The organism is Okeania sp. SIO2F4, assembly GCF_010672385.1.
Lineage (GTDB): Bacteria > Cyanobacteriota > Cyanobacteriia > Cyanobacteriales > Microcoleaceae > Trichodesmium.
In genome coordinates, this window is record NZ_JAAHGT010000081.1 from 1 (window position 1) to 18,072 (window position 18,072).

General features: G+C 40.4%; 16 protein-coding genes. 1 reads left to right on the forward strand and 15 read right to left on the reverse strand.

The genetic code is table 11. The features are described 5' to 3' along the window. Positions 1–254: 254 nt before the first annotated feature. The gene (locus tag F6K22_RS07855) at positions 255–869 is read left to right on the forward strand and encodes a hypothetical protein (RefSeq protein ID WP_293095504.1); all 615 of its coding nucleotides are present in this window, start codon (positions 255–257) and stop codon (positions 867–869) included. A gap of 30 nt (positions 870–899) precedes the next feature. On the opposite strand, the gene F6K22_RS07860 is transcribed toward F6K22_RS07855, so the two are convergent. The 15 genes from F6K22_RS07860 to F6K22_RS07930 all read right to left on the reverse strand — a co-directional run. Further along, positions 900–1,031, reverse strand: a complete 132-nt coding sequence (locus tag F6K22_RS07860; RefSeq protein ID WP_293095507.1) for a hypothetical protein — start codon at positions 1,029–1,031, stop codon at positions 900–902. Positions 1,032–1,037: 6 nt separating this feature from the next. Then, the gene (locus F6K22_RS07865; RefSeq protein WP_293095509.1) at positions 1,038–2,288 is read right to left on the reverse strand and encodes an RNA-guided endonuclease InsQ/TnpB family protein; all 1,251 of its coding nucleotides are present in this window, start codon (positions 2,286–2,288) and stop codon (positions 1,038–1,040) included. Between the two features lie 808 nt (positions 2,289–3,096). After that, entirely contained in the window at positions 3,097–3,456 is a 360-nt protein-coding gene (locus F6K22_RS07870) for a hypothetical protein (RefSeq protein ID WP_293095512.1), read from the reverse strand. Positions 3,457–3,503: 47 nt separating this feature from the next. Beyond that, positions 3,504–3,938, reverse strand: a complete 435-nt coding sequence (locus tag F6K22_RS07875; RefSeq protein ID WP_293095514.1) for a nitrogen fixation protein — start codon at positions 3,936–3,938, stop codon at positions 3,504–3,506. A 49-nt stretch (positions 3,939–3,987) separates the two neighbouring features. Continuing rightward, the gene (locus F6K22_RS07880; RefSeq protein WP_293095516.1) at positions 3,988–4,311 is read right to left on the reverse strand and encodes a hypothetical protein; all 324 of its coding nucleotides are present in this window, start codon (positions 4,309–4,311) and stop codon (positions 3,988–3,990) included. A gap of 712 nt (positions 4,312–5,023) precedes the next feature. After that, positions 5,024–5,797 (reverse strand): SDR family NAD(P)-dependent oxidoreductase, encoded by a 774-nt coding sequence (locus tag F6K22_RS07885; RefSeq protein WP_293095519.1) that lies wholly within the window; start codon positions 5,795–5,797, stop codon positions 5,024–5,026. After that, complete coding sequence (locus tag F6K22_RS07890) at positions 5,797–6,840, reverse strand: hypothetical protein (protein ID WP_293095522.1); 1,044 nt, start codon at positions 6,838–6,840, stop codon at positions 5,797–5,799. Before F6K22_RS07890 ends, F6K22_RS07885 begins: the two co-directional genes overlap by 1 nt. A gap of 68 nt (positions 6,841–6,908) precedes the next feature. Next, positions 6,909–7,649: a tetratricopeptide repeat protein gene (locus F6K22_RS07895; protein ID WP_293095525.1), complete on the reverse strand. Its 741-nt coding sequence runs from the start codon at positions 7,647–7,649 to the stop codon at positions 6,909–6,911. A 66-nt stretch (positions 7,650–7,715) separates the two neighbouring features. Continuing rightward, entirely contained in the window at positions 7,716–7,985 is a 270-nt protein-coding gene (locus F6K22_RS07900) for a glycosyltransferase (RefSeq protein ID WP_293095543.1), read from the reverse strand. Positions 7,986–8,099: 114 nt separating this feature from the next. Further along, complete coding sequence (locus tag F6K22_RS07905; RefSeq protein ID WP_293095527.1) at positions 8,100–9,863, reverse strand: tetratricopeptide repeat protein; 1,764 nt, start codon at positions 9,861–9,863, stop codon at positions 8,100–8,102. 94 nt (positions 9,864–9,957) lie between these two features. After that, positions 9,958–11,082 (reverse strand): JmjC domain-containing protein, encoded by a 1,125-nt coding sequence (locus F6K22_RS07910; RefSeq protein WP_363273066.1) that lies wholly within the window; start codon positions 11,080–11,082, stop codon positions 9,958–9,960. A 404-nt stretch (positions 11,083–11,486) separates the two neighbouring features. Next, complete coding sequence (locus tag F6K22_RS07915) at positions 11,487–13,448, reverse strand: tetratricopeptide repeat protein (RefSeq protein ID WP_293095532.1); 1,962 nt, start codon at positions 13,446–13,448, stop codon at positions 11,487–11,489. A 58-nt stretch (positions 13,449–13,506) separates the two neighbouring features. Further along, the gene (locus tag F6K22_RS07920; protein ID WP_293095534.1) at positions 13,507–14,865 is read right to left on the reverse strand and encodes an RNA-guided endonuclease InsQ/TnpB family protein; all 1,359 of its coding nucleotides are present in this window, start codon (positions 14,863–14,865) and stop codon (positions 13,507–13,509) included. A 780-nt stretch (positions 14,866–15,645) separates the two neighbouring features. Next, entirely contained in the window at positions 15,646–16,104 is a 459-nt protein-coding gene (locus tag F6K22_RS07925; protein ID WP_293095537.1) for a Nif11-like leader peptide family RiPP precursor, read from the reverse strand. Positions 16,105–16,171: 67 nt separating this feature from the next. Further along, positions 16,172–18,072: tetratricopeptide repeat protein (locus F6K22_RS07930; protein ID WP_293095540.1), on the reverse strand; the 1,901-nt coding region annotated here is incomplete at its 5' end.

Sequence of the window (18,072 nt, forward strand, 5' to 3'; positions counted from 1 at the left end):
TTTTTTTTTTTTTTTTTATGGTTACGCGGCCACCGAGGTCTTCCCCCCTTTCCTACACCACGCCCTTCCCCTCTCTTGGTGCCCTACCAGGTGCGTCTGTCGCACCCCGCGGGGTCGCACCCCTATTCCCTAAAAGCAGTAAGATTTTTATACACAAATAAAATAGGATTGCTATACTATCTTTAAACTTGGAAATTTTATAGATATTCCTCGATAAACTCTACTAATTTTTTACTCAATAAAAATTCTTCAAAATGGATTATGAGCATTTAAAAAAGGCAATTAAATTATTAATAGAAGCCACCAAAAATTTAGAATATATTGTCAGTGAAAAATCAACAATTCGCGCAAATAATCAAACTGTTGAAACTGCTAAAGAAACTATCAGAAAAGCCATAGCAGAAATATCTGCTGCGGTAAATCCTCCAGTCACAAATCATATTCCCGATGAATTTTTAGCCAAAGCAGAAAGTTTAGGTATTCCCTTAAATGATATTGAAGTTATAGTTGCTATTTCTGAACATCATCCTAGTCAGTTAGCAGGTATATTAGCAGAAATTGAAAATCGGGCAGAAAATATTAGACGTAGACGAGAATATTTTCTGATCCGATTACCAGAAATGCCAATAGAAAAATTAGGTTCTCGACTACCAATTGTCAAAGCTACTGATTTGAATTGGCCAGACAAACCGATTTCTAAAGAATATCGAGAGGAAATTAAAGCCAAATACAAAATTGATAGACTGATAAAAAAACGACTTGATTCTAGAACATCTATTTTTGCCAAAATTCAAGCTGCGGAGGAACATTTAGGTCCATCTCAACCAGGGGAAAATGATTCTGATTTCGATGAAGAAATCCCATTTTAACTGCTTCATAAAACGTCATATAGCGACATTTTAATGTTGACTTCCTGCTTCAACTAAGGCCGTCGGCGGTTGCTCATCCACAGACATTGACGGGTCTTGCTCGACCGTATTTCTCAAGTTAATACTTGCATTCAAATCATGGTCAATAGATATACCGCTCAACTAAACTTACTCAAACTTACTCATAAGTCTGAAAGTATAGTCAAACGCAAGTGGATCAAGCACTACAGGGTTAAACGGCAAACCCTTTATTCCCTGGTCAAAAACATCAGGAATTACTTTTTTAATAATGTTTAACGACCCATTTACATCTGCATTTAATAATTTATTTTCCCTGGTTTTATACAACCCTCTCGTTACTCTTTTTCCACTAAATTTCGGTTTTTTATCCCCATATTTTGGTAAGTCATCCCCATCTAAACAGCTTGATTGAGATGTATAGGATTCTTCTGTAATTATTACTTTTATTCCTCTGAGTTGGGCTTTATAGGTTAACATCTCTATTAACCTATAATGAGGTATATTCACAAATTGTTGATTGTTCTTTTTTCCGAATTTTACCTCTTGTTTCCATGTCTGGTTATGGCCAATAATTAAGATTCCTATTTCCTGGTTGACACACCAATCTATTACTCTTTTACTTGCTGTATGGAGATAGTTTTCTACTCGACAATTTCGTTTGTGAGTTATTTTTTTTAACTTCGGAGAATTACTTTTATTGTGGTTAGCTTGTAATTTAGATTGTAAATAAGAGCGCTGTTTATTATAAAAGGTGTTAATTGCTTTTAATGGTCTGCCTTTAATCAAGAGAGGTGAAATCCCTGTTTGATTTGTAGTTACAGCTATTAAGTTATTTACCCCTAAATCTACTCCTGCTATTTGTTTATTTTCTGTTGTTGACTCCGCTTTTTCATAGACTATTTCTATTATGTAACAGCTACTTTTGGGGATAATTCTGGTTTCTATTATTTCTGTCTGTGAAGTGGGGATTTTTATTTCACTCATGGATAAGTGACAAATCCCTTTTTTTAAGGTTTTTTTGTAAATTGATTCATGAGGATAGGGCAGAATATTTCGGCCTTTTGCTTTATGTTTATATTTGGGAATTTTTGGTCTCCCTAAAAATTTATTGGGCTGTTTTTTCCATTCTTTTAAAGCCGAAAAATAACTACTCCAAGCTGAGTCTAATCTCCTGATTATTTGCTTGCTAACTTTAGTTGGTAAAGCTTGATAATCATCCGTCTTAGATACCTTGTGATACAGTTGATTAAAGCTTAGTTTCTTTTTGTTTTCAAAGAAATATTGGCGATAATAATAATTGGCTAAATTGAACAAATTTTTCGACAAAAAAGCCTTATGGTCTATTTCTGACCACAAATAATGTGATTTGGTAATAAAATGACGTTCAACTAGCTTCATACCTTAATTGTAGCTGATAACAACTCAATGGATAGACAACTGAAAAAACTTACTCCTAGATAGTTTGATAGCTATAGTTATGAGTAATTTTGATGAACTTTAGATAAGTTTTCCCCTTCTGTATTTACCCCCATTCTGGGCAGTCATAAGTTCTCAGATTTAATGGCATATCTTGGACATGACCACAATTACAGCAAGTTTTTGATGATGGAAAAAACCTATCATATCAAATCCGTCTGATTGGACATAAAAAAATTCTCCAATCGTCATAACTACTTGGTGAATCTTCGTTGCCAAGCAACGGATAAATACCTCAAAGCATGCATACGGCGCTGTTTTAGAAACTTAGTAAGGTTTTTTGCTGGTTATTTGGGTGCAGTTCAGCGCGTGAATCCAAGTAACATAAATATAGATAATTCAGAGATTATCATAGATTATAGCCAAGAGTTACTAGCCCAGCGACTGGAACGAAGTCGAAGGAAGTAATCCCAAGGTTTTATAAATTGCTTCATTTGAATCGCAATGACAACTATTCAACCGGATTCTATAATCATTGACATCCTCCCGACGCTGCTAATCGAGACAGCGCGGGATTCCCATCCATCATTCAAACAGCACAGAGCTGAACAAATGACTCAGAGCGGGTTGACACATCATTGGAATCTGCTGGCTTGCCAGTAGCCACGCTTCCTCCGTGTCCGATAAATAATCGACCAGTGCCCCTCGGCGACTTCAATAAAAATCTCCGATAATCTAGCTGAAACTACTATAAAAAGGTTGTTAAATCCTAATTTCCCGAGAGGTCTAATTAGCAATAAATCGGACCACCGTTTTCATGCAAAGCTTTTGTGTAAGGTCCACCACCGTTTTCAAACCAAGCTTTACTGATAACAGGAGGCTTAGGAGGCTTAGGAGGCTCAGGTGGCATGGGGATAGGCTTAGGCCAAGGATGACCCCCGGTTTCACTTCCTGGACAAGGAGCAGAGATGCACACTATGTCCGGGCCCCCTTCTTCACCTATAGCCAAAGTAGTAAGAACAGGCCCCTCATCTGTTCCCTTTCCACCTGTGATTTGGGCTGCTTCTTCATCTGTTAACTGTTCTTCAATGTCTAGATTTAGGTCTTCTAGGTCAGAAATATTGAGAGAAAAAGGATGATTCAGATTCATAAAAAACTCCTAATTTTTATTAGTACAGGAATAAATCTAGTCCGCAATTAGACAGCAGGATCTGCTGCCTGACGTACTTTCTTTGAGGGAGCGTAGTCATCTGTGATGACTTGCGGACATCGCCTACAGGCTGCTTTGCCTTCTTGCTGCCACCAACGACAATTTCGGCGAATAGAACAGGGTGGTAAATCTTCTGTTACCACAGGCAATTTATCCACAACTCGCATTGCTAAACTGCAGTCCTTGCCATTAAAATGCTGACAGCCAGATTCTATGCAGGATGTCGCGGTTCTAAAAATCTCCCCTGGGGTAACTGGGCTAGCCTTTGCCATCAGTTCTTCTGTCATGGGTAGGGGCTGCTTAAGATAAGCTATTCGGGGTTCCGTCGCTTTTCCACCGACTACGCCGAAAACAACACCATTCACTGATTCTGGTCTAGCACTAGGGCAAAGGGTAGTTCGTTGAGCAGTAATATCTTCCATGAATTTAGTCTCCACCAAAATAGTATTTTTGACACTTGAAGACTAAAAACTAAGCAAGTTTTTGTGCATAAGCAAGTTTTTCTTGATCTTCTGGTACTGCAATTAGCCCAACTATAATTGGAGGGCAAAAAGGCTTAATAGGAGGCTTAATAGGATAGCACACAGGCTCAATTGGCTTAATTGGATAACAAATCGGCTTGAAGCCTGCTATTACAGGTTTTTGTGGTGCTAAACTCAGACCACCCCCAATACTTTGGGCTTCATCATCGGATAAAGTTTCTACTAATCCTCTTCGTGCTACCGCATTGTCAATTGCATTATCAATTAGGTCATTAATTTCTAATTTACGGTTAGACTTTTTGCTTTCTTGCATTTTTATTTTCCTCCGAATTGTTAACTACTTTTTGTCTATGGAAATAGAACTAGAATTAGAAAGAAATTTTTAAGAACCGCGAGAACTAGAATCAGATTAGCTATAACTTGATACTGTTCCATAATCGTTCCTTCAAGAATGACGGTATCGAGCACGGTAACAACAGACGCAGTTTCTAGCACAAAATTCTCAGGCGGAACAACCGGACTGAGTTCAATTTGAGCGCTTCAAACAACTTTGTTTTGTTTGACTCTTTTAATATAACCAGAATAATTAGGGAGATGTTGCCAATTTGGCAAATAAATCTGCCAAAAATAGACTAAATTTTATCGGGTTTTTGAAGGCATGAAAAGCTAGTTATATCAAATCCGGTTGAATACTTATTATATGGTTGGGGGAGATGGGGAGATGGGGAGATGGGGAGATGGGGAGATGGGGAGATGGGGAGGTGGTTCTATTCAAGGCTTGAAGTAATTTATAGAATTATCAACATATATTATATAACCGGATTCTATATTAATTCTCAAAAAAGCAGCTATTTGGAAGTTAGAAGCATTGATACCTTTTAGGTCTATATCTTCTAATAACAGTCTTTATTTATAGATTTTTGGCTTTGACTTTTGATTTTTTAAATTGAGTGAAGTAGAATTGAGACTAATTTTTTCTAAGAAATCAGTCTCAATTTCAGTGATTTTCGGCATTGTGCCATTTTTTATTCCCTACCGGCAGCAAGATAACCACCGTCTACAGGCAATATTGCACCTGTGATGAACAAAGCTTCATTTGACGCTAGAAATGCTACAGCAGCAGCAAATTCCTCAGGCTTACCAATCCGATTCATAGGATGCATTGCACATACAGTATTATAGGTTGTCGAATCGCTGAGCCATTGTTTTGTAAGCGGTGTGGTTATAACACCCGGACAAATACAATTTACTCGGATGTTTTCATGAGCATGAGCAACTGCCATGTGTCTTGTTAGATTGATCACTCCACCCTTAGCTGACTGGAATGCCATTCCTTGAGGCGAACCCCTCATTCCTCCAATAGAGGATACATGAATTATAGCACCACCACCGACTTCCCGCATTTGCGGAATAGAAAACTTGGAGCTTAAGTATGCTCCTTTGAGGTCTGTGTTGATTACTTTCTCCCAAACTTCCACTGATGTATCTACAACGGTTTCACCTCCACCATGAATTCCGGCACTGGTAACAAGTACATCTAGACGACCAAACTCATTGACAACTTGCTCTACCATCTGCTTGCAATCGGACTCTTGTGTCACATCGCATTTGATATCAATCGCCTTACTACCCAAAGATTCAATTTCCTGGCGCACCTTATGTATCATTTCCGCTCTACGTCCAGCTACGCCAATGGAAGCTCCCTCCTGAGCTAATCGAATTGCGGCGGCTTCTCCTAAACCACTGCCTCCACCTGTAATCAGTGCAACTTGACCTTCAAAACGTCTAGATAGCTTCATTACTTTTCAACCAGTTCCTTTATCTTAATGTCAAGCGCTCTCACATGAATATTAGACCACTCTGTTGGCATTCCCCAATATTGAAATAGACCAAAACTAGCTTGGGTAATTCTCGGGAATTTCCCATCGAGGTGTTTGTTATACTCTTGACACACCCAAAGATTTGGTTCGGGGTTACCTTTCTTCCAAATGCGAAACCGTCCACAATTGACTCCCTCATCCATAATTACTTGATGCCTCACACTGTAGGTGACCTCAGCCCGCATCGGAAGTTGGAATTCCTTTTCAGTCTTAATCACCCATGAATCTTCCTTATCGTATAGGGAGTCTCCCCAAGCAATCCAAATTTGAGGCCGTCCTTTATTATCAAGGGTCGCCAGTCCTGCACTGGAATAACCAGGCTTAATACCCAGATCCGGGGACTGTTCTATATGTCCGGCAAAAAAGTCGCTTAATCCCAGGAAGCACCAACTATTTTCATTTCTGGCAAACCTCACATCATAGGTAGCTTCCTGGCTGCCATAAGGAGAACCGAGTAGTAGGAGAATATCAGAACCGACTGGCACCCGCGAACAAATCGCATTTTTTTCGCGATTGATATCAAAGTTACCATCCACAACTTGGGCAATTTCTTGAATGTTATTGTAACTGCTCAGATTTTGCAAATTCAGGGGGAGAGGTAAGGGGTGAGAATTCCAGTGAAATTCAGCATCCAGCACCTCAACTTCTCCCTCCCCATCTTCAATTTGAATTCTGATACTATTCCACCCTTCCTGAAGTGCTGGGGTATCAACCGGGATTTCAATATTGAAGTGACCTGGTAGATTTAGCAATCGCAGTACTGATGGGGTTCTGGTTCCCCAGGGATACTTAGGTTCTCCTAACTCCGGTTCTGGTTCTACATAAAAATGAACTGGCGAGCCACCGTTTAGTAGGTATACTGAACACACTATAGGCAGCTTGGCATCTGTCTTTCCCTGAATATTAATATCATTGTGTCGCCAACGAAATTGTTGCCGGTTGCCCTGTGGTAGTTGAATCATAAATTCTGTAAGTCTTTTAAGTTTATAGATAAAGTGACATATTGATTTAGTATTTAGTCTGACCTTTACTAAAGTAGTCCTTGGTAGATAATGATAAAATCACGGAGTTCAAAATCATTAGGATTCAACTCCAAAGCTCTTTGATAACAACTTAGCGCATCCTCAAACTGTCCCTGTTGTTGGAGTGCTACCCCCAAGTTGTAATGAGCACTAGCTAAAGTTGGCTGTAGGACTATAGCCTGTTGATAGTAAGCAATGGCATTCTTCAAATTACCTGCTTTTTTCTGAGTCATGCCTAAATCATTGTTCAAACCTGCGTAGTGTGCTTGTTTTTCTGCTGGGAGTTTTCCTTGGGTATGAAGTGCGTTAGCCAAATTAACATCAGCTTCAGTACAATCGGGTTGAATTTTCAAGGCTTTTTCATAGCAGGCGATCGCCTCATCCCAAAGCCCTTGTTGTTGGAATGTATAGCCGAGGTTGTTATAAACTGCTAACGAGTCTGGTTGCAGGGCTAAGACTTCCTTATAGGCTGACTCTGCTTCTTTTAACTTACCTTGAGCTTGATACAAATTGCCTAAACTAAACCAAGCCTTGGCATATTTTGGCTGAACCTGGACAGCTAGATTAAACAATTTTTCAGCAGACTGGTACTGACCTACTTGTTGTGCCAGCATTCCTAACCCATATAATGCGTCTGGGTGGTGAGGCTGTTTTTCTAGAATCTTATTATAAACTTCATTAGCTTCGGCTAAACGATTGGCTCGATGGTATTGAAACGCAAGCTGTAGGCTTTCTGAAAGTGTTGGCATGGGAACTCTCCTTTTTTGATTTTTAGATCGACCAAATACAAATCGGCTTCATCAAAATAGTAACATTCAATTACAAAGAGTTTCGTATAACTGCAAAGTTTGATCGGCAGCTTGTTCCCAAGTAAAATACTCAAAAGCACGTTTTCGTCCAGCTCTACCCATGGATTCTCTGATCTCGTCATTTTCAAGAAGTTTAAGGATTGCCTCTGCTAAAGCAGGGGCATTATTCTTATCTACCAAAAAACCCGTTTTGCCATCCTGGACAGTTTCTACTACAGCGCCAGAACGAGTTGCAACTACAGGTGTTCCTGCTGCCATTGCTTCAACTGGTGGAATTCCAAAACCTTAGAAAAGGTTGTCATATTCAATCTCCTTTTTTTACGGACTGCTTTCGGCTGTAGAATCAAAATAATAAACTTACTTCCTGACTTTTGTAAGCAAATATTAGGTTTACCAATCTTCTTGGCCGTAGAAATGCTGCGCGATATCTATGGTTCCTTGACGAATTCGTGTTTGCTCATCTTCTGTTAACAGCTTTTTCCAACTCCAAATGTTTGCAGTGCTATTGCGTTTCAATTGATGAATATTCCCACCTTTTGCTTGTGTGGGATTGTTCTCATTACAATATAATTGAATAAGCTCTTGCTGCTTTTGGGTATATGGCAACTTCAAGTATTCAAAGATTGGACCAAATGCAGTCAAAGGATATCTAGACAAGTCTTCATGGCGAACAAATAACCAATTGGGATGGCATTCCCGGTACTTCAATATTACTGCATGTAAGAAGCGCCAGGACAAGATGCACTGATCGATGAGGTCGTATTTCTCCTTTGCGAATTGGATAATATCGTCTTTAAAATCTCTTAGCAATCTGTCGAGTAATCTAGGTTGTGCTACGATATGTTCAAAACCAAATTCCCAATTCATGCGTTTACAGCTAGCGGTAAAAGCAGCTGGGTGGCGAATCATAACAATTACTTGCATGTCAAATGTTTCCTGCAACCACTCAGCCGACAGTAGAGCTAGGGGATCTTTCATAAGTGGGCGTATCATACTCGAATTGACCTGCGACGGGTAGAGAATGCCTCGAATATAGTCCTTGTACAGTTTGCCATCTTCAACCGTGATGTATTGAAACTGTTGCTTGAGGGGTGCGTAAGGATGAAAGTCAAGATTAAATGGCTCATGGATGTAGTTTATGATACTGTTCGATGCAAGCATCTTGCCAGCCCAGGTGCTTCCCGAACGATGTGCACCTGTGAGGAGAATGGGTTTGATATATAACTCCTCTTCACTGGCTAGCATAGAAAGAATACCCCGGAACTTATGCTCTTCCACCATAACTTCCTCTTGAGAGAGTTGGAGAGTTTTATCATCTTCCCCCGTCGCCTCAGAACCCTCGTCAACTTCTACCCCTGTAGCGTAGATGAGGTTTAACCCTTGTCGATAAGCAGAAGCCGCCTCCTTGAGCTTGTTTTGCTGTTGGTAAATTCGGCCCAGGTGGATATAGGCTTCTCCGTAGTTGGGATTGAGTTCGATAGATTGCTGACAGCAAGCGATCGCTGCTTCTAAATTTCCTTGTTCTTGCAGTGCTATCCCCAAATTATAATGAGCAATCCCTAAATCTGGTTGTAAAGCGATCGCCTGTCGATAGTAAGCAATAGCTGTTTTTAAATCCCCTGCTTTTTTCTGAGTTACGCCTAAATCATTATTGATTGCTGCGTAATGTACCTGCTTTTCAGGTGGGAGTTTTCCTTGGGTGTGAAGTGCATTAGCCAAATTTACATCAGTTTCAGTACGATTGGGTTCAAGCTCTAAGGCTTTTTCATAGCAGGCGATCGCTTCTGACCATTTGTCTTGTAATTGTAGGGTATAGCCAAGGTTGTTGTAAGCTGCTACTAATTGTGGTTCTAGGCTTAAAACTTGCTGGTAAGCTTGAATTGCTTCGGGAAGTTTACCTTGAACTTGCCACAAATTACCCAGACCAAACCAACCTTTAACAGATTTAGGATGGACGCTCAGGATTAGATTCAACAACTTTTCTGCTTGTTGGTACTCTCCTTTTTGCTGTGACAGCGTGGATAAGCCATGTAATACATCTGGGTGAGTGGGTTGGTGTTCGAGAAGTTGACGATATAGCTGTTCAGCTTGCAGCAAATTATTAGCTCGATGTTGTTGAACAGCAAGTTGCAGTACTTCAGTAAAAGTTGCCATCTTGAATCCCTTTTTATATATATTTTTGCCTTTAATTTTTAATTTTTTAAATTGAGTGAATTCTGCTGCTTTGAAATTCACTCATGGCAGATAATTAACTGTGGCTAAAAGCATAGGTACTATTACTGTTTTCCTCTAGCCCTGGCATTTCCTGACTGAGACTTGTTTTTTCTTCTTCCCTAATTTCCCCTTGATAGGAATCCTCAACAAGTATGCCTTCTTTAACCAAACCTGCCAGCAGCGGCAATATGTGTGTATCTAAGTCGCATTCCGGCAGCCAATCGGCAACATCTCTTATTGTGAAAGCTTTCTGGCTAAACACTTTTTCCACTAAAGTTTCTATAACTTTGGGTGGCAAGTCTTTGAATTTTAGCTCCTTTCGAGGAGTTCGTAACAGGTAACCCTTCTCACCAAGCGGTTCTATATTTACTTTTTGGAACTTGGGCTGTCTCAAAACAGTGTCAAGTTCTTGCTCAAAGAAGTTAAATCCAGCTTGACTAGGTAGGGATATTTCTGGGGCACGAGTTGTGACCTTAGGTTGAAACTCAGCATATTTCTCAGCTAGGTTCTCCTTTTCTCGATCTATTAGGATTGCTAAGGAATCAAATAAATGCTCTACGTGTGCTTTAATCTCATGGGTATTTCCATCGGATATCAAGGGCAAATTTTTTCGCCAAGCTTCATCTATTTGAAGATTTTGTAATAGCCACTCAAAGGCATCTCGCCCTGTGAAGCAACGGATACCTAAGGTAATATGTAATGAAGGTTTTTCGCGGGCGATCGCGTAATGCCAGTGACCTCGAGGAATGTAGAGCAAATCACCAGGATTGAGGACACAGTTGATGTAGGGCGATTCTTCGGGTGGTTTTTGATACTCTGATTTTTCGCCTCTGTAAGGATACTTAAAGGTATCCTCGAACACAAACCATTCCTTTTGCCCATCAATTTGCAAAATAAAGACTTCGTGGGTGTCGTAATGGGCCTTGAATCCTTGGTTAGAAGGCCAGGAACAGTAGATATTGGTATGGATAGCAGTATGCCCCGTTTCCTGCTGTATTCCCCAAATGAGGTCAGCTAGCACTGGAACCTGCTCGTGGACATGGCTAATCACTAAACTCGCCCCTTCTTGGCATCGCTTAACCCACTCTTGAGGATCGGAGGAAGGCAAGTCCTTGTGATCTAGAACAAAACGTAGGTCAGGCTTATGGAAGTTCAGCAAATCATTGAGTTGCTTCCAGGAAAACAAATGCTGAAACTTATTGGGTTGCTCGGCAGGGATTAATATCCCCCGTTTAGTCCAGTTTTCGGATAAGAATTGCTCGAGGGAGTAAGGCTGTAAGATTTTCGTTAAGTTTGTCATCATAATTAGCTAAATCCTAATTTATTTATATATTTATGGTTTTAACTTTTGATTTTTTAAAAGAGTGAGTGATTTATCCAAGTGGACAGAATTTATACTACTCTCTAGGACTCATGGCGACATACCGGAGTCAGGACGTCGAGTATATAGAATAGGGGAATAAAGATAGAAAAATGTCCCCATCTCTCTATTTCTCCCTCTATTTTTAATTATAGACCCAAATGGGTTCTATAAAAATTAGAAGTTTTTAGCTGAACATGAGATTACGGATAAGCGAAGTAAAAATTATCTATATTCTCACTATTGGTATTCTTATTGTTATCGTTAGAGGGGTCAGAAATTAACTTGTAAGCGATCGCATTTCGCAGAGGAACCATTTTTTCTGTAGCTAGTAAAGAGAATAAAATTTCTAATGCTTCTGGAGAACTATCAATTTTCAGAGCTTCTTGGAGCATACGAAATGCACCAGTGAGATTGCCTGCTTGCAGAGGAATTGCCAATTCTGATAGACAGTAATTAAAGTAACGGCGACGAGATTTAGCCGTAATCTCGGCACGATGCTCGGTGGGAAGATAACTCTCAGAAATTTCGATTCCCATGCGGTAGTATTCTCCTTGTGCTCCAGCTAAGAAAACTTCACTGGACATATTGTTAGAATGCTGGCGGTAACGGGCAAGAATTTCTGGTTCACACCACCAATCATAGAAAGAAGCAATACGCTTGTATAGTTCCCAGTCAGGAGTATAAAGGTTAATGAGGTCATAAGCTCCCAGGTGTTCGTGGGCTGACCGACGAATTACGGTTGCACAGGGATTTAAGGGATTATAAACACCAATTCGTTGCAGCCAAGTTTTATTAATACCCCTTTCCATTCCCCCGTGCTTTTGGGTAAAAATCACTTGTCTTTTCTCATCAATATTTTCATAACCTGTAAAAGCTGCTCCCACAGAATCAGAGCATCCTTCTAGACCTGACTTGAGCCGGGAATAATAACCAGGAAGTACAGATTCATCCTCTGGCATTAAGTGAATCCACTCACCCCGACTGAGGGCAATTCCCCGATTAAAGTTGCGCCGTGGACCAATGTTTTCTGAATTGAGATAGTAACGGACTATACCACCGCCAATGGCATTCACTAATTCAAATAAAGGAGGATCGCTGGCATTATCCATCACCAGAATTTCCATTTCGTCTTCCCCTTGCCACTGAGCTAATACACTTGCAAGACATTCCAACATAAAGTCTTTGCGGTTATATAGGGGAATAATTACAGAAAAGAAAGGTCGTTTCTTGTCACTAGCTGGTACGGTAGGAATCGCCGGGAATTGATAATCACCAACGGTGACTTCTCCTAGTTCTAGCTCTGGCGAAGCATATTTTTCGGGAACAAACTCAGAAACTTCCTGGCTTTCTATGGCAGCAGCATAGTGAGGATTAATGAGCTTTAAACCTTGTCGATATGCGGCAGCAGCTTCTTTTAATTGGTGTTGTGTTTGGTAAATGAGTCCCAAACACATATAAGCTTCTCCATAGTTGGGGTTGATTTGCAAAGCTTTTTGTAAGGAATCTATCCCTGCTTCTAATTCTCCTTGTGCTTGTAATGCCACCCCTAAGTGATAATGAGCTGACGCCAAATCAGGTTGCAGGTTAATTGCTTGACGATAGTAAGCGATCGCATTCTGCAAATCCCTTGCTTGCTCCCGTTCGCCCCCTAATTTGTGATTTAGTTGTGCATAGTGGAGTTGCTTGTCTGGGGATAGTTTACCTTGAGCCTGAAGGGTGTTACCCCAGTTGACATCCGCTTCGGTACAATTGGGATCAATCTCTAGAGCCTTTTGATAGCTGGCGATCGCCTCATCAAATTTGCCTTGTTGTTGTAGTGTGTAGCCCAGATTATTATAAAGTGGTGCTACTTCTGGCTGCAGAGTAATAGCTTGTTGGTAAGCTGATTCGGCTTCTGGGAACCGACCTTGAGCCTGACGCAGATTGCCTAAACTAAACCAAGCCTTAAGTAAATCAGGTTGTACAGAAACGGCTTTACAAAATAACTTTTCTGCTACCTGGGGCTTACCAACTTGCTGGCACAGCATACCTAACCCATATAATGCCTCCGGATGTTGAGGCTGATCTTTCAGAACCTGAATATAACTCTGTTCTGCTTCGTTAAAAAGCTTGGCTTGATGATATTGAACCGCAAGTTGGAGGGTTTGAGAATCTGTTGTCATTTTCAATCTCTAAGAATGTAATTAATTGACCTCTCCCTGGGCTAAAGCCACAGGGATTCTAAGCTGTTGCTACGTGGCAGGATAAATCCGTGCCACTCCGCTTTTTAGCTTTGGTTTCCCAGATGCGAAATCTGGTAGCGAGGGTCAAAACTCGCCTACAGACCTTGGCTAGATTTACACCTAACTGTGTCTCTACTTTGCGAAGTATATTCGCAGCACCATTCAAATCAGCATTAACCAACAAACCTTTGTTAGTGCGGTACATCCCGCGTTTAACTCGTTTCCCCGATGGTTTCCAACGGCAGTCGCTACAACGGGGGGAACCCCCGCAACGCGCTGCCTCCCCTTCAGGTTTTTCACCGAAAGTAGGTAGTTGATCGCCATCAAGAAAACTGGCTTTACTCGTATATGATTCCTCCCTTTCCACAAATTTAATCCTGTGTTCTGAACACATTTGTTTTACTCGTTCTTTGAGTTTAGCTGTGGGAATCTGCACAAATGATTGGGTTACTTTGCCTAAATTTACCTGTTGCCGTTGTCCTTGGTTCCATCCAAAAACTACCATACCAATTTGGTGTTCAATACAGTGGTTAACAACCAAACAAGCAGCTTTGTTAACTGCATCTCTCATCTGGTTGCGAGGAACGAAGCAATCACGTTTTTCTGTGATGTGGGCTAATTGGTTATCCCAATAACCCTGGGGCTTACCCTCTTTCAGGGTGGAAACTCGTTTGTTATACCACTGGTTAAGGCTTTTAAGCTTGCGCCCATCAACAATGAAACTAGTCCCAACATTAGAAACGCAACTGGTTAAGTTGCTGATACCGGGGTCGATTCCCAAAACATTTTTAGGATTTAATTCATATTGAACTACAATTTCTTTCTTGTATACAAACTCAACATAAAAACATCGATTACGTGGCAGTATCCGCAGTTCTTTAATGTCTACAAATTGTAGATTAGATGGCATAGGTATCAAAAAACTGTCTAATTTAAACCATCTTTTTACAGTTGTTCCAAGAGGGATTCTGATGTGCTCCCCAACAAGTCTTAAAGCCTGTTTCGGATAAGTTATCATCCCTAAACCATCTTTTTTTCGGTAGCTAGGAACTCTCGGCTTAAAATGCAAATTACCCTTTTTGTATTTTTTGTCTAGCTCCTTAAATGATTTAAAAGACTCAGCAACAGACCTAAGTATTTGCTGTGCTGCCTGTGAGTGCAAAACTTGATAGTGTTTATTTGATTTGTATTCTTTTTCTAAATCATACTTACCAATTATTTTCTGGGCTTGGAAAAACAATTGACGGCCATAATAAATACCACAATTGGTTAGCTTGTGGGATTCAGAACAAATAAACTCAAGAATTGATTTTAAGTCTTCATCAGGGTTAATTAGATTTTGTTGACATCCATACAAATAAATCACCTCCTTAATATTATTAATTATCTCAATATATGTATTTATAATGTTAAGATTATGTGGATACTGCGCCCCGGAATCCCGCCGTGTCTCGTTTCATCCCCTGCGAGGATACGACAGGGGCTTTCACGTTCCCGTTAAGTTTCCGGTAATATATTAAAGTTTGATCAACGATAGTGTTGAAATCCTCCGTCTGCATGGACAAGAGAGCGATGATAGCAGTAAGGATTGTTACCTGCTTCATAAAACTGATACAAAGCGTCACAATAAGTGACAAATTGATGTGTAGGGACGTTGCATGCAACGTCCCTACCTGCTTCTTGTGAGGCCGTCGGCGGTTACTCATCCACAGGCATTGACGGTTAAGCCAACCGCATCTTATCAGTCTACACTTACATTTAAGTCTTTGTCAATAAACATAACTAAAAAAGTCCTCAAACCCTTAATGCGCCGTTCCTAGTAGCGAGCGGGATTTCTTGTGAGGTCTATGTCTATATAGATAGACACCCCAGAAATGTTTAAGCAGCGATTAGTGGAGAAGATACAAATTTCACCCTCGTTACATGCTATGTGAAGAGAACTAGCGTACTATATCGCGCTCCGTATCGCAAATTGTTAACTAAGTCGAAACTCTCTTGTCGAAGAAAATATGAGCAGTATAACTGCAACCCCCACGGCAAAGTTCAGCAAATTCGCAGGTTTGACAAAAGCACCTATGGGGTTTTGCTCCTTACTTTGAAAGTGTTAGGTTTCACGGTCGTTATACCCAACCTATAATTAGATAAGTTCTGGTGGCTTGATGACACCATACATCGGCTGGATATCGATGGGCGGACCAATGACGATACCATACATCGGTTGGGGATCTGGATATGGAAGAGGTTCTGGCTCAGGTTTTGGATATTCATCTTCAGGCGGTTCAATCACTATCCCGTACATTGGTTGAAAAATTGGATATTTTGGGACGATTTTCCTCCACCGAAAATCTTTCCCCCACCCACCAACGGCACTCACTAATTCCTCTTCGCTGAGTTCGTGAAACTCACCTGATTCTTTTAAGTCCAAGATTTGGATGGTGGCTGTTTCAAATTCTTCTTGAGAAAAGTTATAGCCACTATCTGTCATTACTTTTTTCACTTCTTCGACTTTCTCACTCATCAATTGAGTGCGGAAAGATTCGTCTTTGACTACTCTGATGAGGAAGTCTTTGACTTTATCTAAAATTTCTAGGGACATGGTATTGTTTCCTCCTTAAATATCACTTTAACTTTTAATAGTTGTCAGTTATCAGTTAGCAGTTTTATCACCTGGATTCCCTCGCCATCAAAACTTCTTTTGGCCGATCAGCTGCTTCAACCTCCTTGAACTTCTGCTGACTTTCATAAATCTCTTCTAAACTCGTGTAAGCTTCTCCATAGTTGGGATTCAGTTTTAAGGCTTTTTGAAAGTAAATCTCAGCAGTTTTTAGATCCCCTGCTTTTTTCCGACCAAGACCCAATTGGTGATTTAATTCTGCATAATAAACTTGTTTGTCTGGGGAGAGTTGATTTTGGGTATAGAGTGCATTTCCTAAATTAACTTCCGCTTCAAGGCAGTTTGGCTGTAGTTCCAAAGCTTTTTGATAGCAGTTTATCGCTTCTTCCCATTTACCTTGTTGTTGCAAAGTGTAGCCCAGATTGTTATAAATTGAAACAGCATCTGGTCGCAGAGCAATGGCTTTTTTGTACGCCTCTTCTGCTGCTGGTAACTGTCCTTGAAGTTGATGCAGATTACCCAAAGTAAACCAAACCTTAACCGAGTCTGGCTGAACTTGTGCAGCAGCATCCAAGAATTTTTCAGCTTCTTTTAATTCGCCTTGCTGCTGCGCTACCATACCTAAACCGTATAAAGCATCTGGATGGTTTGGCTGCATTGACAAAACCTGACAATAAGCTGACTCTGCTTGAGCTAGGTGATTTTTTCTATGTGCTTGGATTGCTAAGCGCAAGGTTTCAGCAACATTACCCATTGCTGAATTTCTTGGTTTACCCACAGCATTCAATAAAAATTCCTCTAAAGCTCGGATTGTTTCCAAGTCGTTATATAATTTATGCTTGTTCTTGGCAATTAACTCAGATATGTATTGACGATATTCAGCATCTCTCCCCAGACGGACAGCAATTTGTACATATTCTTCCTTAGTAGATGCAATTGTCTCTTCAATCCCCATCATCTTCAGAATTCCCAGGAGATGTCTTCCACGCATCATTTCTTGGGGATAGGTTACAATGGGTACATTGAAGTTAGTCGATTCCATCGCCGTGTTATTTCCCGACCAACCAATGTTATCCAGGAAGACATCTGCAATTGCTGTAACTCCAGCAAAAGTACTAGAATTTAAGCGGGGTAAAAAGATGCAGTAGTCTTGGTAATTAAGGCCGAATTGCTCAAAAGCATGGTTTAAACGCTGCCGAAAAACTTCCGTTACATCTTCACTTTCGTGTTGGATAAAAACAAATTTGCATTTATCTAAATCCTGAGCAATTCTGGGAAAGACATCATCATGTTGTGGTAGATATTTGAATAAGGATTGGCAACTCCAGAACATAATTTCGTCTTCTGCAATGCCAATATCCTTTTTGCTAGTTGGTTTTGGTTCAACTGGTAAAAGTGTGTAATGAACTGCTAGATTCGGTAGCCTGACCAATTTCTCGGTATAATGTTCTTGAGCATTTTCTGGTTCCATTAAGTCACTACTCAAGTGATAATCAATGGTTGGTAGTCCACTGGTTTCTGGGTGTCCCCCAAAGACAACTTGAATGGGAGCCAGTTTGAGGCATCCTAACTGTACTGTTGCAGGGTCCATGCCAAATTCAGGGAAAATCAGGACGTGTAATTTATCTTGTTGAATGATATCAGCCCATTTTTCCAGTGGTAGAGGACCTTGGATAAATTTGTCAAATGCTTTTGCAGCTTTGTCAGTCTCTTCATCCCTTTTATAGTTTGTATGATATCCAAATAATTCAAACTCACTCCGATTCAGGTTTTCTACCCAACCTTTCATGGGGATTTTCCAAACCGAATGATTATAAAAGAATCTAGAAACAAAACCAATGCGAATCTTTTCATTCCCTCGTAAATTTGGCAGTGGAATATCTTGACTCCATTGGGGATAGCTATTTGACATAATATTAACAAGCATTTCCCCATAGATTTGCTGTAAAT